The organism is uncultured Sphingomonas sp. (assembly GCF_964243315.1).
Taxonomy (GTDB): Bacteria; Pseudomonadota; Alphaproteobacteria; order Sphingomonadales; family Sphingomonadaceae; genus Sphingomonas.
Window position 1 is genome coordinate 1 of the sequence record NZ_CAXTEM010000034.1, and the last position, 20,246, is coordinate 20,246.

General features: G+C 67.0%; 17 protein-coding genes. 9 read left to right on the forward strand and 8 right to left on the reverse strand.

Going from position 1 to position 20,246, the window contains the following annotated elements; all coding sequences use genetic code 11:
• Positions 1–1,562, forward strand: a 1,562-nt coding sequence (locus ACFE77_RS10655) for a DNA repair protein RecN (RefSeq protein WP_375421617.1), incomplete at its 5' end; no start/stop codon positions are given.
• A gap of 43 nt (positions 1,563–1,605) precedes the next feature.
• On the opposite strand, the gene ppdK is transcribed toward ACFE77_RS10655, so the two are convergent.
• The 3 genes from ppdK to ACFE77_RS10670 all read right to left on the reverse strand — a co-directional run bounded on the left by ppdK (position 1,606) and on the right by ACFE77_RS10670 (position 7,966).
• Positions 1,606–4,272: a pyruvate, phosphate dikinase gene (ppdK, locus tag ACFE77_RS10660; RefSeq protein WP_375421618.1), complete on the reverse strand. Its 2,667-nt coding sequence runs from the start codon at positions 4,270–4,272 to the stop codon at positions 1,606–1,608.
• A 99-nt stretch (positions 4,273–4,371) separates the two neighbouring features.
• Positions 4,372–6,810 (reverse strand): glycine--tRNA ligase subunit beta, encoded by a 2,439-nt coding sequence (gene glyS / locus ACFE77_RS10665; RefSeq protein ID WP_375421619.1) that lies wholly within the window; start codon positions 6,808–6,810, stop codon positions 4,372–4,374.
• Between the two features lie 316 nt (positions 6,811–7,126).
• Positions 7,127–7,966 carry a glycine--tRNA ligase subunit alpha gene (locus ACFE77_RS10670; RefSeq protein WP_375421643.1) on the reverse strand — a complete coding sequence of 280 codons (840 nt, stop codon included), beginning with the start codon at positions 7,964–7,966 and terminating at the stop codon, positions 7,127–7,129.
• 123 nt (positions 7,967–8,089) lie between these two features.
• Between ACFE77_RS10670 and ACFE77_RS10675 the strand changes: the two genes are divergently transcribed.
• The 6 genes from ACFE77_RS10675 (at position 8,090) to ACFE77_RS10700 (ending at position 12,476) form a co-directional block, all read left to right on the forward strand.
• Positions 8,090–8,998 carry a TraB/GumN family protein gene (locus tag ACFE77_RS10675; protein WP_375421620.1) on the forward strand — a complete coding sequence of 303 codons (909 nt, stop codon included), beginning with the start codon at positions 8,090–8,092 and terminating at the stop codon, positions 8,996–8,998.
• Between the two features lie 110 nt (positions 8,999–9,108).
• Entirely contained in the window at positions 9,109–9,783 is a 675-nt protein-coding gene (locus tag ACFE77_RS10680) for a 50S ribosomal protein L25/general stress protein Ctc (RefSeq protein ID WP_375421621.1), read from the forward strand.
• Positions 9,784–10,210: 427 nt separating this feature from the next.
• Positions 10,211–10,780: an aminoacyl-tRNA hydrolase gene (gene pth, locus ACFE77_RS10685; RefSeq protein WP_375421622.1), complete on the forward strand. Its 570-nt coding sequence runs from the start codon at positions 10,211–10,213 to the stop codon at positions 10,778–10,780.
• Between the two features lie 31 nt (positions 10,781–10,811).
• Positions 10,812–11,417 carry a TIGR02466 family protein gene (locus tag ACFE77_RS10690; protein ID WP_375421623.1) on the forward strand — a complete coding sequence of 202 codons (606 nt, stop codon included), beginning with the start codon at positions 10,812–10,814 and terminating at the stop codon, positions 11,415–11,417.
• Positions 11,418–11,532: 115 nt separating this feature from the next.
• Entirely contained in the window at positions 11,533–11,838 is a 306-nt protein-coding gene (locus tag ACFE77_RS10695; protein ID WP_375421624.1) for a glycine zipper 2TM domain-containing protein, read from the forward strand.
• Between the two features lie 71 nt (positions 11,839–11,909).
• Positions 11,910–12,476, forward strand: coding sequence for a glycine zipper 2TM domain-containing protein (locus ACFE77_RS10700; RefSeq protein ID WP_375421625.1), 567 nt, complete (start codon positions 11,910–11,912; stop codon positions 12,474–12,476).
• A gap of 120 nt (positions 12,477–12,596) precedes the next feature.
• On the opposite strand, the gene ACFE77_RS10705 is transcribed toward ACFE77_RS10700, so the two are convergent.
• Positions 12,597–13,103 carry a GNAT family N-acetyltransferase gene (locus tag ACFE77_RS10705; protein ID WP_375421626.1) on the reverse strand — a complete coding sequence of 169 codons (507 nt, stop codon included), beginning with the start codon at positions 13,101–13,103 and terminating at the stop codon, positions 12,597–12,599.
• Positions 13,100–13,486 carry a VOC family protein gene (locus ACFE77_RS10710; protein ID WP_375421627.1) on the reverse strand — a complete coding sequence of 129 codons (387 nt, stop codon included), beginning with the start codon at positions 13,484–13,486 and terminating at the stop codon, positions 13,100–13,102. The genes ACFE77_RS10705 and ACFE77_RS10710 overlap by 4 nt, the downstream gene beginning before the upstream one ends.
• 206 nt (positions 13,487–13,692) lie before the next feature.
• Here ACFE77_RS10710 and uvrB point away from each other — a divergent pair, with 206 nt between their 5' ends.
• Entirely contained in the window at positions 13,693–15,882 is a 2,190-nt protein-coding gene (gene uvrB / locus ACFE77_RS10715) for an excinuclease ABC subunit UvrB (RefSeq protein WP_375421628.1), read from the forward strand.
• Between the two features lie 123 nt (positions 15,883–16,005).
• The gene (locus ACFE77_RS10720) at positions 16,006–16,416 is read left to right on the forward strand and encodes a hypothetical protein (RefSeq protein WP_375421629.1); all 411 of its coding nucleotides are present in this window, start codon (positions 16,006–16,008) and stop codon (positions 16,414–16,416) included.
• 25 nt (positions 16,417–16,441) lie between these two features.
• On the opposite strand, the gene ACFE77_RS10725 is transcribed toward ACFE77_RS10720, so the two are convergent.
• From ACFE77_RS10725 to ACFE77_RS10735, 3 genes are all read right to left on the reverse strand, one after another.
• Entirely contained in the window at positions 16,442–16,597 is a 156-nt protein-coding gene (locus ACFE77_RS10725; protein WP_375421630.1) for a hypothetical protein, read from the reverse strand.
• Between the two features lie 71 nt (positions 16,598–16,668).
• Entirely contained in the window at positions 16,669–17,394 is a 726-nt protein-coding gene (locus ACFE77_RS10730; protein ID WP_375421631.1) for a PAS domain S-box protein, read from the reverse strand.
• 168 nt (positions 17,395–17,562) lie between these two features.
• Positions 17,563–20,205, reverse strand: coding sequence for an EAL domain-containing protein (locus tag ACFE77_RS10735; RefSeq protein ID WP_375421632.1), 2,643 nt, complete (start codon positions 20,203–20,205; stop codon positions 17,563–17,565).
• Positions 20,206–20,246: the final 41 nt, after the last annotated feature.

The following is a 20,246-nucleotide window of genomic DNA, read 5'->3' on the forward strand; positions in this document are numbered from 1 at the left end:
CGGGCAAGTCGATCCTGCTCGACGCGCTCGGCCTGGCGCTGGGCGCACGCGGCGAGACCGCGTTGGTTCGCCACGGCGCCACGCAGGCGGTGGTCACTGCGACCTTCGATCCGCCCGCCGGTGCGGTCGCCGCGTTGCTCGACGAGAATGGGGTCGAGGTCGAGCCCGGCGAGCCGCTCCTGATCCGTCGCATCGTAAAGGCCGATGGGGGCAGCCGCGGCTTCGTCAACGATCAGCCCGCAGGGGCCGCACTGCTCCGCGACCTCGCGCCGTTGCTGGTCGAGATCCACGGTCAGCACGACGATCGCGGCATGCTGAACCCGCGCGGCCACCGCTCCTTGCTGGACGCGTTCGGGCGGGTCGACACCAGTGCCACCGCCCGCGCCTGGACGACGCTGCGTGACAGCACCGCCGCGCTCGCAGCGGCCCGCGCGGAAATCGAGACCGCGGCGCGCGACCGCGAATGGCTGGAACACACCGTCGCCGAACTCGTCGCGCTCGCCGCCGAACCGGGCGAGGAGGAAGCGCTCGCCGACAAGCGCCGTTCGATGCAGCGCGCGGAGAAGATCGCGGATGATCTGTCCGCGATCGACGACTATCTTGAAGGATCGGATGGTGGCCTCGCCCGATTGCGCCAGGCGGCGCGTGTGCTCGAACGCATTGCCGAGGATCACCCCGCGCTCGCCGACGCGCTCGCCGCCGTCGACCGCGCGGTGATCGAGGGTGCAGCGGCGGAGGACAAGCTGCGCGAGGCGCGCGGCGCGCTGGCGTTCGATCCGCGCGCGCTGGAGGATGACGAGGCGCGGCTGTTCGAGCTCCGCGCGATGGCGCGCAAGCACCGCGTCCAGCCCGACGATCTCGCCCAACTCACCACCGAGATGCGCGAGCGGCTCGAGCGGCTCGATGCAGGCGAAGGTGGGATTGCGGTTCTGGAGAAGGCGGTCGCCGCGGCGCGTGCCGAATACGATACCGCGGCGGACCTGCTGTCGGCCAGGCGGACCGCCGCCGCCGCGCGCCTGGACGAGGCGGTCGCGGCCGAGCTCGCGCCGTTGAAGCTCGATGCCGCCCGGTTCCGCACCGTGGTCGCCGCAAGCGGCGATGACGGCTGGTCGGCGGCGGGCAAGGACCGCGTCGAGTTCGAGATCGCGACCAACCCCGGGGCACCCTTCGCGCCACTGACCAAGATCGCCAGCGGTGGCGAGCTGTCGCGCTTCATCCTCGCGCTGAAGGTCGCACTCGCGCAGGAAGGCGGCGCGGCGACGATGATCTTCGACGAGATCGATCGCGGCGTCGGCGGTGCGGTGGCGTCGGCCATCGGCGAACGGCTGGCGCGGCTGGCCGAGCAGACCCAGTTGCTCGTCGTCACCCACAGCCCCCAGGTCGCCGCGCGCGGGGCGCAGCACCTGCTGATCGCGAAGAGCAGCGACGGCACCGTGACCCGCACCGGCGTCTGCCGCCTGACCGAGGCCGAACGCCGCGAGGAGATCGCGCGGATGCTCTCCGGCGCGACGGTGACCGACGAAGCTCGGGCTCAGGCGGAACGGCTGCTGGAGGCGGCTTAGAGCCCGTTCGGGAGCCCGCGTCCGCCCAGTCCGCCGGGTCCCCTTACTTCCCCTTCGCCAGTGCCGCCTGCGCCGCCGCGAGCCGCGCGATCGGTACGCGGTATGGCGACGCCGACACGTAATCGAGGCCGACCTTTTCGCAGAAGGCGATGCTCGCCGGGTCGCCGCCATGTTCGCCGCAGATACCGAGCTTGATGTCGGGGCGGGTCTTGCGGCCGCGTTCCGCCGCCAGCTCGATCAGCTCGCCGACGCCTTCGACGTCGATGCTGACGAACGGGTCCTTGGCGTAGATGCCTTTCTCCACATACACGCCCAGGAAGCGTGCGGCGTCGTCGCGGCTGACGCCGAGCGTGGTCTGGGTCAGGTCGTTGGTGCCGAACGAGAAGAACTCGCCGGTCTCTGCGATCTCGCCGGCCTTCAGCGCGGCGCGGGGCAGCTCGATCATCGTTCCGACCAGATACTCGATCGTCTTGCCGCGTTCGGCGAAGACGACTTGCGCGGCCTTGTCGACGACCGCCTTCATCAGATCGAGCTCGCGCTTGGTGGCGACCAGCGGGATCATCACCTCGGGGATCGGCGCGGCGCCCGATTTCTCGGCGACGTCGATCGCGGCTTCGAAGATCGCGCGCGCCTGCATCTCGTAGATCTCGGGATAGGTCACGCCCAGCCGGCAGCCGCGGTGGCCGAGCATCGGGTTGAATTCGTGCAACTCGGCGGCGCGGCGCTTGAGCAGGTCGATATCGACATCGGCGGCGGCGGCGACCTCGGCGAATTCGTTCTCCTCGTGCGGCAGGAATTCGTGGAGCGGCGGATCGAGCAGCCGCACCGTCACCGGCAGGCCGGCCATCACCTCGAAGATCGCGGTGAAGTCGCTGCGTTGCGCAGGGAGCAGCTTGTCGAGCGCGACCCGCCTGCCCTTCTCGTCCGACGCCAGGATCATCTGGCGCACCGCGGTGATCCGCGCGGCGTCGAAGAACATATGCTCGGTGCGGCACAGCCCCACGCCCTCGGCCCCGAAATCGCGCGCGGTCTGGCAATCGAGCGGCGTCTCCGCATTGGCGCGCACCTTCAGCCGGCGGACGCCGTCGGCCCACTGCATCAACGTCTGGAAATCGCCCGACAGCTCCGGCTGCACGGTCTCCACCGCGCCGAGCATCACCTCGCCGGTCGTGCCGTCGAGGGTGAGGATCTCGCCCTCCTTCACGATCCGTTCGCCGACGCGCATCACCCGCGCCTTCACGTCGATCGAGAGCATGCCCGCGCCCGACACGCACGGCCGGCCCATGCCGCGCGCGACCACCGCGGCGTGACTGGTCATGCCGCCGCGCGCGGTGAGGATGCCTTTCGCCGCATGCATGCCGTGGATGTCCTCGGGCGAGGTTTCGGTCCGCACCAGGATCACCGCATCGCCCGCCGCGGCGCGCTTCTCCGCGGTGTCGGCGTCGAACACCACTGCGCCGGACGCGGCACCCGGCGACGCGGGCAGCCCCTTGGCGATCACGTCGCGGTGCGCGTTCGGATCGAGCGTCGGGTGGAGCAACTGGTCGAGCGCCATCGGATCGACCCGCGCGATCGCCTCCTCCCGCGTGATCAGCCCCTCGGTCGCCATGTCGACCGCGATCTTCAGCGCCGCCTTCGCGGTGCGCTTGCCCGACCGCGTTTGGAGCATCCACAGCTTGGTCTTCTCGACCGTGAATTCGATGTCCTGCATGTCGCGGTAATGCGTTTCGAGCCGGTCGAACACCGCCGCCAGCTCGACGTACACCTCGGGCATCGCCTCTTCCATCGAGGCGGGCTTCGCGTTGGCTTCCTCGCGCGCCGCCTTCGTCAGATATTGTGGGGTGCGGATGCCGGCGACGACGTCCTCACCCTGTGCGTTGATCAGGAACTCGCCATAATAGGCGCGGTCGCCCTTCGCCGGATCGCGGGTGAAGGCGACCCCGGTGGCGCTGGTGTCACCCATGTTGCCGAACACCATCGCCTGGACGTTGACCGCGGTGCCCCAGTCGGCGGGGATGTCGTTCAACCGGCGATAGACCTTGGCGCGTTCCGACTGCCACGACCCGAACACCGCGCCGACCGCACCCCAGAGCTGGTCGTGGACGTCTTGCGGGAACGGCTTCTCCCACTGCTTTTCGACCAGCGCCTTATATTCGTTGACCAGCGCCTTCAGGTCGTCGGCGGACAATTCGGTGTCGAGGTATAAGCCTCGATCCTCCTTGGCGATCTCCAGCGCTTCCTCGAACGCCCCATGATCGAGTTCGAGCACGACGTCGGCGTACATCTGGATGAAGCGGCGATAGCTGTCCCAGGCGAACCGTGCGTCGCCGCTGGCGGCGGCGAGCCCCTCGACCGTCGCGTCGTTGAGCCCGAGGTTGAGGACGGTGTCCATCATCCCCGGCATCGACACCCGCGCGCCGGAGCGGACCGAGACCAGCAGCGGATCCGCCGGGTCGCCGAAGCGCTTCCCCGTTATCCCCTCGATATGCGCGATGCCGTTCGCCACCTCGTCGCGCAGGCTCTGCGGGAACTGCTCGCCCTCATCGTAATAGGTCGCGCACATCGCGGTCGAGATGGTGAAGCCCGGCGGCACCGGCAGTCCGATCGAAGCCATCTCGGCGAGGTTCGCGCCCTTGCCGCCGAGCAGGTTCTTGTCGCCCTTGCCGCCATCCGAAACGCCGCCGCCGAAACGGTACACGTACTGGGTCATCGCTGGTCCTTCGCTACGGTTAGATGCCTGGTTCGGGGAGGAAGGAAGCACATCACGGGGTCGAATTTTAGGAAAGTCGAGACGGTATCGCGGTGGTCGCTACCCCTCGATCTTCGAGAAATCGGCGACCGAATGGACCGCGGTGCGGACGCGGGCGAGGAGATGGAGGCGGGCGGCGCGCTTGTCCTGGTCGGGGTCGTTGACGGTCACGGTCTCGAAGAACGCATCGATCGGCGCGCGCAGCGACGCGAGTGCAACCATCGCGCCTTCGAAATCCTCGGCCGCGATCGCGGCGGTGGCGGCGGGCTCGGCCGAGTCGAGCGCGGCGAACAGCGCAGCTTCCGCGCTTTCCGGCGTATAGGGCAGCGCCCCGTCGCGCGCTCCGTGCTCCTGCGCAGGCAGGAGCCCAGGGTTGTCGCTCGCTGCTTGGCCCTGGGCTCCTGCGTGCGCAGGAGCACGGGGGGGGGTGTAGCCTTCCTTTTTCAGGATGTTGGCGGCGCGCTTGTAGCCGGCCAGCAGGTTGGTGCCGTCGGGGGTGCCGACAAACGCCTGCAACGCACGGACGCGGGCGAGCAGGCGGACGAGATCGTCCTCGCCCCCGAGCGCGAACACCGCGTCGATGAGGTCGTGCCGCACGCCGGCTTCGCGTTGTTGGACTTTTAAGCGGTCGGCGAAGAAGTCGAGTAGCGCCTTAGAGGCACGTATGTTTTTCACAGCTGCGCGGCGGAAATCCATCGACCACGTATCACCAGCTTCTTGAGTGAGCTTAGACTTAACAGCAGCGATTGTATCATCGTTCACGACCCCGGTCGCAACCATACCATCAATAAGCGAATTTCGCGCTTGGTATTCGATAGCGGAAGGCCAGTCCTGCTGCCGCATTGTGTAGCGGCTGGCGTGGTAGATGACAGCCGCACCCAATGGCAGGCGCAGCACCCGCTCGATGATCGTTGTGGCAACACCGATAGCAGCACGCCGCAAAGCGAACGGATCTTTGGAACCTGATGGATACAATCCTTCAAGGTAAAAACCGACAAGCGTATCCAGCTTGTCCGCCAGCGACACCGCCACCGTGACCGGCGCGGTCGGGACGTCGTCGCCCTGCCCGACCGGCTTGTAGTGGTCGCGGATCGCGTCGGCAACTACATCGTCTTCGCCTTGCGCGCGGGCGTAGTAGCCGCCGATCAGGCCCTGGAGCTCGGGGAACTCGCCGACCATGCCGGTGACGAGGTCGGCCTTACACAGGCGCGCGGCGCGTTCGGCTTGGGCCGCGAGAACGCCCCGCTCCGCTTCACCACCCCGGCGAAGGCCGGGGCCCAGTTGGGAAGGCGGTTGTGATGACGGGCTCGTTTCAGCCAACTGATCGTCCCCAACTGGGCCCCGGCCTTCGCCGGGGTGGTTGGAGGGTGCGGCTCCGACGATACCCTGTTCCACCAGCCAGCGGGCGAGTTTCGCCACCCGGTCGACCTTGTCGGCGACGGTGCCGAGCTTCTCGTGGAAGACGATCTTGTCGAGCTTCTTCGCCTGCTCCTCGAGCGGCACCTTCAGGTCGGTCTCGTAGAAGAACCGCGCGTCCGACAGTCGCGCCGCCAGCACCTTACGGTTGCCTTCGACGATCTTGGCGCCGCCGTCGCTCGCGTCGATGTTGGCGGTGCAGACGAAGGCGTTGGCCAGCCGGCCCGCGGCGTCGCGGCACACGAAGTACTTCTGGTTCACGCGGGCGGTGAGCTGGATCACCTCGGACGGCACGTCGAGAAACGCGTCGTCGAAGCGGCCGAGCAGCGGCACCGGCCATTCGGTCAGCCCGGCATTCTCGTCGACGAGCCCCTCGTCCTCGACCAGCACCAGCCCGGCATCGGCGGCGAGCGCGGCGGCGCGGGTACGGATCAGGCTGCGACGTTCGTCCTGGTCGAGGACGACGTGCGCGGCGCGGAGCTGGTCGGCATAGTCGGCAGGCGATAGGATCTCGATCGTGCCGGCGCTGTGGAAGCGGTGGCCGACGGTGCTGCGACCGCTGACGATACCCGCGATCTCGCAAGGAACGACTTCGCTGCCGAGCAGCGCGACGATGCCGTGAAGCGGGCGAACCCAGCGCAGCGATTCGGTCGAGGCGGAGGCGTCGCCCCAGCGCATCGACTTGGGCCACGGAAACGCACGGACGATCGCGGGGATCGCCTCGGCGAGCACCGCGTCGGTGGCGCGGCCGGGCTTGTCGATCACCGCATAATAGACGCCGTCGCGCTCGACGAGCGCGTTTTGGGTCAGGCCGGTCTTGCGGAGGAAGCCGTCGAGCGCCTGCGGGGGGGCGCTGGTGCGCGGGCCTTTCAGCTCCTCGCTGACCGCTGCGGTCTCCGCCGGGAGATCGCGCGCGATGAGCGCGAGGCGACGCGGGGTGGCGTAGGTTTCCACGCCCGCCGCGGCGGCGAGGCCGGCCCTGGCGAGTTCGGCGGCGAACAGACGGGCGAGATCCTCGCGCGCTTTATCCTGCATCCGCGCAGGGATTTCCTCGGAGCGGAGTTCTAGGAGGAAGTCGGTCATGCTGCCGCCTGGGAATTAAATCGACCGGAATGGCGTGCGACTTCGCGAAACGAGTTCACGCGAAGGCGCAAAGGCGCGAAGATGGTCCGATCCGCGGTGCCGCAGCTTTGCGCAATGGCACATTGTTCGCGCGGAGACGCGGAGACGCGGAGAAGAGGAAGGTGGAGGCGCCTTGCCGGGCCAAGATCGCTGCTTTGCGCCTTCGCCCCTTCGCGTGAACAAATCCTGTCTATGCGCTGACGCGGAGCGGAGCCGATCTTCTTCTCCGCGCCTCCGCGTCTCCGCGTGAACCCAGCTTCTTCGGGCCGGCCGACGCTCACGCCGCCCATCCGTTCTTGTCCATCCACGCCTGGCAGCTGCCCTTCGCGAGGTCGCGGACGCGGCCCATATAGGCTTGACGTTCGGCGACCGAGATCACCCCGCGCGCCTGCAGCAGGTTGAAGACGTGGCTGGCCTTGATCGCCTGTTCATAGGCGGGGATCGGGAGCTTCGCGGCGAGGCTGTTCTCGCATTCGGCGACATGCTTGCGGAACTGGTCGAACAGGCTGTCGGTGTCCGCGACCTCGAAATTCCACGCCGACATCTCGCGCTCGTTTTCGAGAAAGACGTCGCCATAGGTCACGCCCGCGTCGTTGAACGCAAGATCGTAGACGCTGTCCTTGTCCTGGATGTACATCGCCAGGCGTTCGAGGCCGTAGGTCAGCTCGCCCGCGACCGGCTTGCAGTCGAAGCCGCCCATCTGCTGGAAATAGGTGAACTGCGTCACCTCCATGCCGTCGCACCAGACTTCCCAGCCGAGACCCCAGGCGCCCAGCGTCGGGCTTTCCCAATCGTCCTCGACGAAGCGGATGTCGTGGCGGGTCATGTCGATGCCGATCGCCGACAGGCTGCCGAGGTAGAGTTCCTGCAGGTCAGACGGGCTCGGCTTCAGGATCACCTGATATTGATAGTAATGCTGGAGCCGGTTGGGGTTCTCGCCGTAGCGGCCGTCAGTGGGGCGGCGGCAGGGCTGGACGAAGGCGGCGTTCCACGGGTTTGGCCCGAGCGCGCGCAGCGTCGTCGCGGTGTGGAAGGTGCCCGCGCCCATTTCCATGTCGTAGGGCTGGAGGATCAGGCAGCCATGATTGCTCCAATAGTCGTGGAGCGTGAGGATCATGCGCTGGAAGGAGAGCGGCTGGCTGGACACGCCCGAGCGCTTAGGCGGAAGCGGCGCGATCTAGCAAGTGGTGCGGTGCGGCATTACGTGGCGGTGAGTAGAAATCGAAGGGTGTTGCGCTTGATGATCCGAACCGTCCGTCGAGCGCTGTCCGCCGCCGCGCTTGCCCTGTCGTTGCCAGCTTGCGCGCAGACCCCGCAGCAGCCCGCCCGCGGCGCTAACGATGCCGATCCCGCCTTGTGGGTGGTGAAGGACAAGGACACCACGATCTACCTGTTCGGGACGATCCACGTGCTGAAGCCCGGAATGACCTGGTTCGACGAGGGCGTGCGCGCGGCGTTCGATCGGTCGGGCGAAGTGGTGCTCGAACTGGTGATGCCCGATCCCAAGACCATGTCGGGACTAGTAATGGCGAACGGGGTCGCAGCGCCGGGCAAGCCGCCCTTGTCGCAGCAGCTGCCTGCGGACAAACGCGCGGCCTATGCGCAGGCGGTGAAGGACCTCGGGCTGCCCGCCGATGCGCTCGACCGGTACAAGCCGTGGCTGGCGGCGACCCAGCTCTCGATCGCGCCGCTGTCGAAGCTCGGATACGATTCGACCAACGGCCCCGAAGAGGTGATCACCGCCGCCGCCAAGGCCGCGGGGAAGCCGGTGATCGGGCTGGAGACGGCGGCGCAGCAGCTCGGCTACTTCGGCAGCCTGTCGGCGCCGGCGCAGATGCAGTTCCTGACCAGCACGATCGACGAGCTGCCCAAGCTCCAGACCACGATGGCGACGATGGTCGACGACTGGGCAGGCGGCAAGCCAGAGGCGCTGGCGGAGGAGATGAACGATAGCCTGAAGGATTCGCCAGAGGTCGCCAAGATCCTTCTGGTCGACCGCAACAAGCGCTGGGCGACGTGGATCCGGCAGCGGATGACGCGACCGGGCACGGTGTTCGTCGCGGTCGGCGCGGGGCATCTCGCGGGCAAGGACAGCGTGCTGGCGCAATTGCAGGCGACCGGGGTGAAGTCGCAGCGGGTCGCCTACTGACGCGCTTCGGTTGCTTTTCGCGCCCTGCCCGGCTATGCGCGCCCGCTTCCGGTCATGGTCATCCCTGGAGGCGTGGCGGGAAATATCATCTTGTGTTTCGGAGAATCTGAATGAGCGACCAACTGACGCTCGCAGCCGAGACGCGTGACCGGGTTGGCAAGGGAGCCTCCCGGGCGCTGCGTCGTGATGGCCGCGTACCCGCCGTGATCTACGGCCAGAACAAGGAACCGACCTCGGTTCACCTCGAAGAGAAGGCGCTCAACAAGGCGCTGGCCACCGGCCACTTCATGAACACCGTGGTGATGGTCAACGGCGAGCGCACGCTGCCGAAGGACGTCGCGTTCCATCCGGTCACCGACCGTCCCGTCCATGTCGATTTCCTGCGCATCTCGGCGCACGCGACCGTCACCGTCCAGGTGCCGGTGGTGTTCACGGACGAAGCCGAGTCGCCCGGCATCGCCAAGGGCAACGGCGTGCTGAACATCGTTCGCCACGAAGTCGAACTGGTGTGCGACGCGAGCGAGATCCCGACCGAGATCACGATCTCGCTGAAGGGCCGCGAGATCGGCGATTCGATCCACATCTCCGACGTGACCCTGCCGAACGGCGTGCAGCCGTCGGTCGAGGATCGCGACTTCACGATCGCGACGATCGTGCCGCCGACGGTGCCGACCGCTGCCGACGATGCGGCGGATGCCGAGGTCGCCGAAACGGCGGCTGCGGAATCGGCTGAGGCTGCCGAGGCGGCCGAGGGCGACGATGCGGGTGAGACCCCCGAGGCGTAAACTGGTAGTGGCCACCCCGGACTGAGATCGGGGTGGCGGCTGCGCGGGTTCAGGCTCCCCTCTGCACCCTCCACTTCTAGCACTTCGCCCCCTCCCGTTCGCCTCGAGTAGCCGTCGAGCTTGTCGAGACGGCGTATCGAGAGGTCCTCTCTCGGGGCAATGTCTCTCGATACGGGCTCTCGACAAGCTCGATCCCTACTCGAGACGAACGGGTGTGGGTGGGGCACACTGGGCTTCGTTCACGCAAAGGCGCTAAGGCGCGAAGAGAAGAATGTTCACGCGGAGGGCGCGGAGGTGGTGTGCTGCGCCGCAGGCTACCAACTCGATCTTCCTCCGCGTCTCCGTGGCTCCGCGTGAATCTTTGCGCCTTCGCGCCTTTGCGTGAACGCCCTACCTTCTCGCTCCCACCAACAAGCAAGGAATGACCGTGCAGATCTGGGCGGGGCTCGGCAATCCGGGGGCGCAATATGCGATGCACCGGCACAATGTCGGGTTCATGGCGCTCGATGCGATCGCCGAGGTCCATGGCTTCGGTGCGGTGCGCAAGCAGTTTCAGGGCTGGGTGCAGGAAGGGCGGATCGGCGCGGAGAAGATCCTGCTGCTGAAGCCAGCGACCTTCATGAACGACAGCGGCCGGTCGATCGGCGAGGCACTGCGCTTCTACAAGCTCGATATCGCGGCGCTGACGGTGTTCCACGACGAACTCGATCTCGCGCCGTTCAAGGTCAAGGTGAAGACCGGCGGCGGCACTGCGGGGCATAATGGACTGCGATCGACCGACCAGCATCTCGGCCCCGATTTCCGGCGCGTGCGGATCGGGATCGGGCATCCCGGGCACAAGGATCGGGTCACCGGTTACGTGCTCGGCAATTACGCTAAGAGCGAGATCGATCCGCTCAGCGACGTGCTCGGCGCGATCGCCGCGGAGGCGCGCTGGCTGGCGGAGGGTGACGACGTGCGCTTCATGAACGAGGTCGCGTTGCGCCTCCAGGGTTGAAGCGCCGCCCCCCGCGTGCTTCGTGCACGGCATGCCGATCCGCCATCTCTTCGCGACGCCCTTCTATCAGGACAACCTTGGCGACGACGCGTTCGTCGATGAACTCGATCATTCGTGCCGCGCGCTGGCCGAGGACGACGTCGCTGGTCGCCGGTGGTCCAAGGCGAAAGGCTATCGCGGCTATACCAGCTACGCGTCGCTCGCCGACCTCCCCCAGCGCGATCCGGCGTTCGCGGATCTGGTCAGGCGGCTGAACCGCCACGTCGCCACCTTCGCCGATGCGTGCGCGTTCGATCTCGGCGGGCGGAAACTGAAACTCGACAGCCTGTGGGTCAACGTCCTGAAGCCCGGCGGCACGCATTCGGGGCACATCCATCCGCACAGCGTCGTCTCGGGGACGGTCTATGTCACCGTACCGCCGGGATCGGGGGCGCTGAAGCTCGAGGATCCGCGCCTGCCGATGATGATGGCCGCGCCCCCGCGCCGGGAGGACGCCGACGAGAGTCACGCCGCGTTCGTCTACGCCGAGCCGCAGCCGGGCAGCGTGTTCCTGTGGGAAAGCTGGCTGCGGCATGAGGTCGTCGCCAACGCCGCGCGTGCCGAGCGGGTGAGCATCAGCTTCAACTATCGCTGGTAACTGCGGCGGCTGGCTCACTGTCCCGATATGAACGTCATGTTGTTTTCAGTTCATGCAACTGGCGGCGGTTGATCGACGTTAGCGCATCATTGGATTTCATAACGGGAGTGTTCTGATGCGTAAATTGTTCCTCGCCCTGGGTTGCACCGCGATGGTCGTGCCCTCGCTGGTTCTGCCGGTCTCGCAGGCGGATGCACGCAAGCGCTACGCCTACAAGGAATGGCGCGACGATCGTGGCCGGGTCCGCTGCCGCAAGCCCGACGGCACGACCGGTGCGGTGATCGGTGCGGTCGGCGGCGCACTGCTGGGCCGGACGATCGACACCCGCGGCGACCGGTCGGTCGGTACGCTCGGCGGCGCGCTCGCCGGTGGCCTCGCAGGTCGTGCGGTCGAGCGTGGCGGCAACCGCAGCTGCCGCTGATCGCCTGACAGAGATGGGGCGCCGTGGCCGGATGGTCGCGGCGACCTCCACCACGAAGACAGGAGAGTATGATGCGTTTGGCCATTTTATCGGCGGCCCTGGCCGCAACCGCGTTTGGCGCGATCCCCGCCGCCGCGCAGGACAATCCCCGCGAGGCACGGCGCGAGTATCGCGACGAGGTACGCGATGCGCGCAAGGATTACCGCAAGGACGTGCGCAACGCCGACAGCCGCCGCGACGTGCGTAACGCCCGCCGCGAATATCGGGACGACGTCCGCGATGCGCGCCAGGACCGGCGCCAGGAGGTTCGCGATTGGCGGCAGTCCCGCAACTATGATTACAATCGCCCGCCGCGTGGCCAGCGTGCCTATTACGCGGACCAGTTTTACCGCGACGGCAGCAATTACCAGGAGCGGAGACTCGGTCGTAACGATCGCATCTATCGCGGTCAGAACGGGCGCTATTACTGCCGCCGCAACGACGGAACCACCGGCCTGATTGTCGGCGGGCTTGCCGGCGGCGCGCTGGGCAACATCATTGCAGGCGGCGGCTCTCGGTTGTTGGGTACGCTGATCGGCGCTGGCGGCGGCGCGCTGCTCGGCCAGTCGGTCGACCGCGGCAACGTGCGCTGCCGCTGAGATCGGCTTGAGTGATCGATGAAGGCCGGGCGGAAAACCGCTCGGCCTCTTTCGTTAGTGAGCAGGCGGTCGGTGCAGAGTCAAGTCGATCGGCGCTCGCTCCGCTACCCCCTGCTCCCGTCAGCCGCGCCCCAGCATCACCGGGCGTCCGCCCCGATACTCCACCTCACCGAACGGCACATAGCCGAGCTTCACCGCCACCCGCATCGACGCGGTGTTCGCGGGGTCGATGATGCACACCGTCCGGGTCGCGCCATGCGTTCGCGCCATCCAGTCATGCGCCGCCGCGACCGCCTCGCTCGCATACCCGTTCCCATGGCCCGCCCGCGCGAGGATCCAGGCACCTTCCGGGAACGGATCGAACGCGGCACCGAATCCGCGCGCGAAATGCGCGAGCCCGATCTCGCCGACGAACCGGCCGCCCGCCCGCTCGCGGACCGTGAACAGCCCGTAGCCGAACGCATCCCAATGGCCGATATTCCGCAGCAGCTTGTTCCACGCCTCCTCGCGGGTCAGCGGCTTGCCGCCGATGAAGGCCATTACCGACGCCTCGCCGGTCATCGCGACGCTGTCGTCGAGATCGGCGAGCGTCGGCCGCGACAGGACGAGGCGATCGGTCTCGATCATCCCATCTTGAACGCGCAGAATTTATTGCCGTCGAGGTCGCGGAAATAAGCGCCGTAGAAGCCCATCGTCTCGGGACCACGGGTGCCCGGCGCCCCTTCGTCGCCGCCGCCGAGCTCGATCGCCTTGGCGTAGATCTGGTCGACCTGCTCGCGCGTGTCCGCGGCAAGCGCGACCATCGTGCCGTTGCCCGACGTCGCGACTTCGCCGTCATAAGGCCGCCCGATCGCGAGCATCGGCTTGCCCGGCCCCGCGCCGTAGAAGGTCAGCTTGCGCTCGTCAGGCATCTGCATCAGCCGCTTGCCCCCCGTCGCCGCGAAGAGCGCGTCGTAGAAGTCCAGCGCCTTGTCGATGTCGTTGCTGCCGAGTGTCGCGTAGCCGATCATGTCGCTCTCCTGATTGCATGTCGCGAACACCCGCCCGCGCCGGGGCTTGTCGCCCGTTGCGAGGTGTAGCGCGGTCGGGGTGCGGCGTCACGCGCGACCGCCGTCGGCGTCGGCGTCGATCGTACTTGCTTTGTTCGCGAGGGGGTGAGATCGTCGTCACGCGTCCCTTCGTTGCCAATCCTCCTGCCCGGACCCATATTCGCGCCATGGCAATCCAGATCCGTACCAGCCTCGACGAACCCGAAACCGGCGGCGGCTTCGTGCCGCATCGGCCGTCCCGCCCGAGCAAGGGCGAAGGCGGCAAGCGCTTCACGATCGTCAGCGACTACGTGCCCGCGGGCGACCAGCCGACCGCGATCGCGGAGTTGGCGAGCGCTGCGAAGGAGGGTGAGAAGGACCAGGTGCTGCTCGGCGTCACCGGATCGGGCAAGACCTTCACGATGGCGAAGGTGATCGAGGAGCTGCAACGCCCAGCGCTGATCCTCGCGCCGAACAAGATCCTCGCCGCGCAGCTCTATGGCGAGATGAAGTCGTTCTTCCCCGACAACGCGGTCGAGTATTTCGTCAGCTATTACGATTACTACCAGCCCGAGGCGTATGTCGCGCGGTCGGATACGTACATCGAGAAGGAAAGCTCGACCAACGAATCGATCGACCGGATGCGGCATTCGGCGACGCGGGCGCTGCTCGAACGCGACGACGTGATCATCGTCGCATCTGTCAGCTGCCTCTACGGCATCGGATCGGTCGAGACCTATTCGGCGATGATCTTCGACCTGAAGAAGGGCACCACGGTCGACCAGCGCGAGATCGTGCGCAAGCTTGTCGCGCTACAATACAAGCGCAACGACGCCTCGTTCCAGCGCGGCAACTTCCGGGTGAAGGGCGACAATCTCGAGATCTTCCCCTCGCATTACGAGGACAGCGCGTGGCGCATCTCGTTCTTCGGCGACGATATCGAGGAGATCACCGAATTCGATCCGCTGACCGGCAAGAAGGTCGCGAGCCTCAATTCGGTGCGGGTCTATGCCAACTCGCATTACGTCACGCCGGGGCCGACGCTGAAGCAGGCCGGCGAGGCGATCAAGCATGAGCTCGCCGAGCGGCTGAAGGAGCTGATCGGCGAGGGCAAGCTGCTGGAGGCGCAGCGGCTGGAACAGCGTACCAACTTCGATCTCGAGATGATCGCCGCGACCGGCAGCTGTGCGGGGATCGAGAATTACAGCCGCTTCCTGACCGGGCGCCTGCCCGGCGAGCCGCCCCCCACGCTGTTCGAATATCTGCCCGAGAACGCGCTGCTGTTCGTCGACGAGAGCCACGTCACGATCGGCCAGATCAACGGCATGTCGCGCGGCGATCACCGCCGCAAGTTGACGCTCGCCGAATATGGCTTCCGCCTGCCCTCGGCGATCGACAACCGCCCGCTGCGCTTCAACGAATGGGACGCGATGCGCCCGCAGACCACCTATGTCTCGGCGACGCCGGGCGATTGGGAGATGGAGCAGACCGGCGGCGTGTTCGCCGAACAGGTGATCCGCCCGACCGGGCTGATCGATCCGCCGGTGGAGATCAAGCCGGTCGAGGAACAGGTCCAGGACCTGATCGTCGAATGCCGCAAGACCGCGGAGGCGGGCTATCGCACGCTGGTGACGACGCTGACTAAGCGGATGGCGGAGGACCTCACCGAATATATGCACGAGGCGGGCCTGAAGGTCCGCTACATGCACAGCGACGTCGAGACGCTGGAGCGCATCGAGCTGATCCGCGACCTCCGTCTCGGCGTGTACGACGTGCTGATCGGCATCAACCTGCTGCGCGAGGGGTTGGACATTCCCGAATGCGGGTTGGTCGCGATCCTCGATGCGGACAAGGAGGGGTTCCTGCGATCGGAAACCTCGCTGATCCAGACGATCGGCCGCGCCGCGCGCAACGTCGACGGCCGCGTCATCCTTTATGCCGACCGCATCACCGGCAGCATGGAGCGCGCGATGAACGAGACCGCGCGCCGCCGCGAAAAGCAGCTCGCCTACAACGAGACCCATGGCATCACCCCGACGACGATCCGCCGCAACATCGGCGACATCATCGCGCACGTCGCGTCGAAGGATCAGGTCACAGTCGAGATCGACGAGGATCGGCCGCACATGGTCGGCCACAATCTGCGCGCCTATATCGAGGACCTCGAAAAGCAGATGCGCAAGGCCGCGTCGGACCTGGAGTTCGAGACCGCCGGTCGCCTGCGCGACGAGATCCGCCAGCTCGAACAGGAGGAGCTCGGCCTCCCCGTCGAACAACACCGCGCCCCTGTGATGGGCCGAAGCAACGAGGGCAAGCCCGGCACCCGCAAGACGCGTTACGGCAAGAGCCAGAAGATGCGGATGGGGGGCAAGCGCTGAGGGCGCCTAATCGAGTGCCAGGAACAAGGGCGCGCATCGGGACTGCACCGATCGGAGATTCCCCAGCTAGCACTACCGTTTGTTCCCGTTATGTTCGCATGCGTGCGAATCGCTTGCGACCCTTTGATCTTCAAGGCCCTGTGCGCGGTCGACGAGGCATGCGCGCAGGCGCAGGTGGAGGTGGTGCGGCCGAGCTTCGCGTTGCGCTTCGCACTCGCCTTTCTGTTCGTGCGGAGCGACGGGACGCGGTGGGTTTATGATGCGTTCTGGAAGGCGATTCAGGACGCGGACATCCGTTCCAACGGCGGGTATCTGCGCGGCACCTCGGCGACGTCCGCGATGCAGGGCATCCTCCGCAGCGTCGGGGTGGTGCCAACCTTCGAGGCGCTGAAGGAACTGGAGGAGGCGCGCATGCGCAACAGCCCCGAGGCGATCGCCCGGCGGCGGCTGGCGCGTGCGGTTCGTGACGAACAACGGCTCCGCGAGGAGGCCGCCGAGGCGCGGCGCAAGCTATTGGAAGACGGGCTGAAATGACGGCGCCACCGTCATTGGCGGTGGATCAGCGAGGTGCGGACTGATCCAGCCGCTCGCGGATGGTGTCGGCCACGCCCATCACCGTCGCCCAGGCGCTCACCATGCCCGCGGCTTCGCACCATTCCGCGGCCGCGCGCAGATGGGCAAGGCATTCACGGGCAGCATCGTCGTTGGTCTGCATCGAACTATCCGTGGATTGATCCGCGACGCGCAGCATTACTCCGCTTATTTATAAACGGCCATATCGTATAACTACTTACCCAGCCGATTTTCATGCGCCCAATCGAACTGCTCCTCCTGCGCCGCGGCATCGTGGAGGCTCGACAGGAAGCGTTCGAGGCGGCGATGGCCCGCGGACGACAATCGGATCGGCGAGGTGACCAGCGCCTTGCTGGCGCCGTCGTCCTCATATTCGATCAGTTCCTCGGCATTGAGCGCCCGGATCCAGCGCGATGCGTTGGCCAGGCTGATGCCGATCGACGCATGAAGATCGGCGGTGCTGAGCGTGCGGCCCTCCGCCTCGCTGACATAGGCCAAGACCATGATGTCCCAGGCCGGATCGCCGAAGAAATGGGCGTTGAACGCCTTTTCGCGCGCGCGCCGACTGGCGAGGATGAAACGTGCAACCCGCAACAGGATCGACGGTTCGACCCAGTCCGATGGCGGCACCGCCTCGTCAGACCTGATCTCGCAGGCGATTAGGCCGCCGGGCCGTTCGATCGGTCGAAGCGAATTGGCGACCCAGACATGGGTGCCGTCGGCGCGCAGCATCCGCTTAACCGTGGCGAGGGGAACGCGCTCCGCCATCACTCGCGCGAGAACCTCGACGCAGCGGTCGCGATCGGCGGGCGCGGTGAAGGTGAGCGCGTTGCGCCCGATCAAATCGTCGGCAGCGATCCGCATCGTCGCGCAGAACGCGGCATCGACCTCGAGGATCGTGCCCGATGCATCGACCACCAATCGGCCCAGCTTCGCCATGGAAAACCCCTGCTCGTCATTCGCCGGCCCACGATTATGGGCCGACTCCCCCGCCGTATCAACGGCGTCGCACGCAGCCCGTTGGCCGGGCCGTCACGCAAAAAACCCTGACTTAGATCAAGATCAGGATCAAGCTTTATCGTGAATTCAATCGCTTGGCAGACGCACTCAGCCGTTGCGCCGGCTGTTGCGGGCGAGCAGCGACTGGGTCAGGTGATCGAGATTGAAGCGTTCCGCGAACTTCAGCCCGACCTTGCCGTCGCGTGCCCAGGCGATCCGCGCCAGGAACATGCGGTCTTCGAGCAGCTCAATCCGCACCTCACCGCCGATCGCTTCGGCGCCGAGCACGACCCCGTCGATCATCGCGCCGGTCGCCGAGATGTCGCGGATGCGGACGTCGCCATGATAGCTGCCGATCGCGATCCGTGCGGTGCGCAGCATCTTGGTGCGCGGGCTGCGGCTGACCTTATGCCCGCTGGCGACGACCGGGCGCGCGCCGCTTAGCTGCCGCATCACCTCGTCGGCGCGCACGCCGCGGCCATAGACATAGCCCTGGATGTGGCTGCACCCGAGCGACCGGACGAGGTCGATCTCGTCCTGCACCTCGACGCCCTCGGCGGTGGTTTCCATTCCCAGCGTGTCGGCCAAGGTGACAATCGCCTTGATGATCGCGGCGTTGCGATTGCCGGGCTGCGCCGCGCCGCGGACGAAGGACTGGTCAATCTTGATCTTGTCGAACGGCGCATTGCGCAGATAGCCGAGCGACGAATAGCCGGTGCCAAAATCGTCAAGCGCGAGACGGACGCCGATCGTTTTCAGCGCCTTGAACATCTGGTCCGACGAATAGCTTTCGTCGAGGAACACGCCTTCGGTGATCTCCAGCTCAAGCCGCCCCGGCGGGAGGCCGGCACTGGCGATCGCGCTGGTGACGAGCGCAGGCAGCGCAGGGTTGGCGAACTGGATCGGCGAGACGTTGACCGCGACGCGGATATGCTCGGGCCACCGCCCCGCCTCCGCCGCCGCGGTCCGCATCACCCAGGTACCGAGCGCCTCGATCAACCCGCTCTCTTCGGCGACCGGCACGAATTCGGCGGGCGACACCGCGCCGCGGGTGGGATGATCCCACCGCAGCAAGGCTTCGTAGCCGACGATGCGCGTGTCGGCGGTGCTGACGATCGGCTGGTAGACGAGGTGGAACGCGCCTTCGTTGAGCGCGGTGCGGATGTCGTCCTCGAGCTGCTTGCGGCTCTGCGCGCCGGCGAGCATCTCGTCCGAATAGAAGCGATGGACCCCGCGGCCATCGTCCTTGGCGGCGTAGAGCGCGAGATCGGCGTTGCGGATCAGCTCCTCGGCCTGTTCGCCATGTTGCGGCGATAGCGCGATCCCGACCGAACAGCCGATCGAAATCGATGAGCCGGCGATGAAATAGGGCTGCGACAAGGCCGCGATCAGCTCGCGCGCCAGGGCGCTCAGCGTCTCCCGGCTGTCGACACCGGGCAGCAGCACCTGGAATTCGTCGCCGCCGATCCGCCCCACCAGACCCGCGGCACCGACCCCGCGTTCGAGCCGCTGCGCGACTTGCTTCAACAACGCGTCGCCGGCCTGGTGGCCGAGCGTGTCGTTGACCGCCTTGAAGCGATCGAGGTCCATCAGGAACAGCGCCGCCGGGCGACGCTGGCCACCCTGGTGCTGCAGCGTCTTGTCGAGCGACAGCCGCATCCGCTGGCGATTGGCGAGCCCGGTTAGCCCGTCGAACAGCGCCAGCCGGGTGATCTCGGCTTCGGAACGACGGCGTTCGGTCAGGTCGGTGCCCGAGCCGATGAAGCCCTGAAAACGGCCGAGCTCGTCGACGACGGGGCGCCCGGATATCGACCACCAGCGTTCCGCCGCGGGATCGTCCGCGGCGCAGACCGAATAATCCGAAAACGACGTGCGCGACGAGATGTGGAAGCCGAGTGTCCGTTCGGTGCCGGGCGTGGCGCTGTCCATCCGGAACAGGTCGGTCAGCAACCGGCCGATCGGCGGGCGGCCATGCGCGGTCAGCTCGCGCGCGACCTTGCTGCTGAGATACGTGATCCTGCCGTCGCGATCGGCTTCCCAGAACCAGCCTGTGCCCTGCCCCTCGAATTCGGCGATCATCTTGGTGGCAAGCCGACCCTCGTCGATCTCCTCCGCGCGCTGCCGATCGCCGTGCGCGTCGAGCAGCGCCATCCGCACCGTCGACACGATCAGGCACAGCAGGAACAGGATCGCGATGGCGGTCGGTAGGATCTCGCCGGTCTCGACGCCCACCGACCCGGCCAGCCCGGCGCCGAGCCCGAGTGTGGCGGGGCGCACGCTGTGCAGCGCCGCCGCGGTGATGCTCATTGCGCCCGCGACCGCGATGAACCCGGCCAGCCGCACCGCGCCGGGCGGCAAGGCGGTGGCGAGCCAGAGCAGCGACAGCAACGGCATCGCCACGCCGATGGAGAACAACAGCAGCGAACGATTGCGCAAATGCGGCGCGAACCGCCGCGCCATATCGCGGCCGACGGTGATCGCGATCCCGAGCGACATCGCGGCGAGGACGAACGCGTCGATCCCCGCCTTCGTCACCAACCGCCGCTCGCCGAGCGACATCGCGACGCTGACGACCACCAGCGACGCGAGCAGCTGCGCGCCGATCGCGAACGGCCACATCGCCGACACGTGGCGCAACCGCAGGCGGTGGATCGGCGACGGATGGGGTGCTTCGTCGGCCCACAGGCCGAGCGCCACCGGCAGCCGGGGAAGGCCCGGCGAATCGGTCGACAGGAAAGCACGAAGGTTCATGAACCGATGGCGTAGCCCGACGGACCTTGCGAATTACGCCT

Coding starts and splice junctions, on each gene's coding strand:
- ppdK (WP_375421618.1), bottom strand. CDS start 4,272: ATGACCCAGTACGTGTACCGTTTCGGCGGCGGCGTTTCGGATGGCGGC.
- glyS (WP_375421619.1), bottom strand. CDS start 6,810: ATGACCGACTTCCTCCTAGAACTCCGCTCCGAGGAAATCCCTGCGCGG.
- ACFE77_RS10670 (WP_375421643.1), bottom strand. CDS start 7,966: ATGATCCTCACGCTCCACGACTATTGGAGCAATCATGGCTGCCTGATC.
- ACFE77_RS10675 (WP_375421620.1), top strand. CDS start 8,090: ATGATCCGAACCGTCCGTCGAGCGCTGTCCGCCGCCGCGCTTGCCCTG.
- ACFE77_RS10680 (WP_375421621.1), top strand. CDS start 9,109: ATGAGCGACCAACTGACGCTCGCAGCCGAGACGCGTGACCGGGTTGGC.
- ACFE77_RS10690 (WP_375421623.1), top strand. CDS start 10,812: ATGCCGATCCGCCATCTCTTCGCGACGCCCTTCTATCAGGACAACCTT.
- ACFE77_RS10695 (WP_375421624.1), top strand. CDS start 11,533: ATGCGTAAATTGTTCCTCGCCCTGGGTTGCACCGCGATGGTCGTGCCC.
- ACFE77_RS10700 (WP_375421625.1), top strand. CDS start 11,910: ATGCGTTTGGCCATTTTATCGGCGGCCCTGGCCGCAACCGCGTTTGGC.
- ACFE77_RS10705 (WP_375421626.1), bottom strand. CDS start 13,103: ATGATCGAGACCGATCGCCTCGTCCTGTCGCGGCCGACGCTCGCCGAT.
- ACFE77_RS10710 (WP_375421627.1), bottom strand. CDS start 13,486: ATGATCGGCTACGCGACACTCGGCAGCAACGACATCGACAAGGCGCTG.
- uvrB (WP_375421628.1), top strand. CDS start 13,693: ATGGCAATCCAGATCCGTACCAGCCTCGACGAACCCGAAACCGGCGGC.
- ACFE77_RS10725 (WP_375421630.1), bottom strand. CDS start 16,597: ATGCAGACCAACGACGATGCTGCCCGTGAATGCCTTGCCCATCTGCGC.
- ACFE77_RS10730 (WP_375421631.1), bottom strand. CDS start 17,394: ATGGCGAAGCTGGGCCGATTGGTGGTCGATGCATCGGGCACGATCCTC.
- ACFE77_RS10735 (WP_375421632.1), bottom strand. CDS start 20,205: ATGAACCTTCGTGCTTTCCTGTCGACCGATTCGCCGGGCCTTCCCCGG.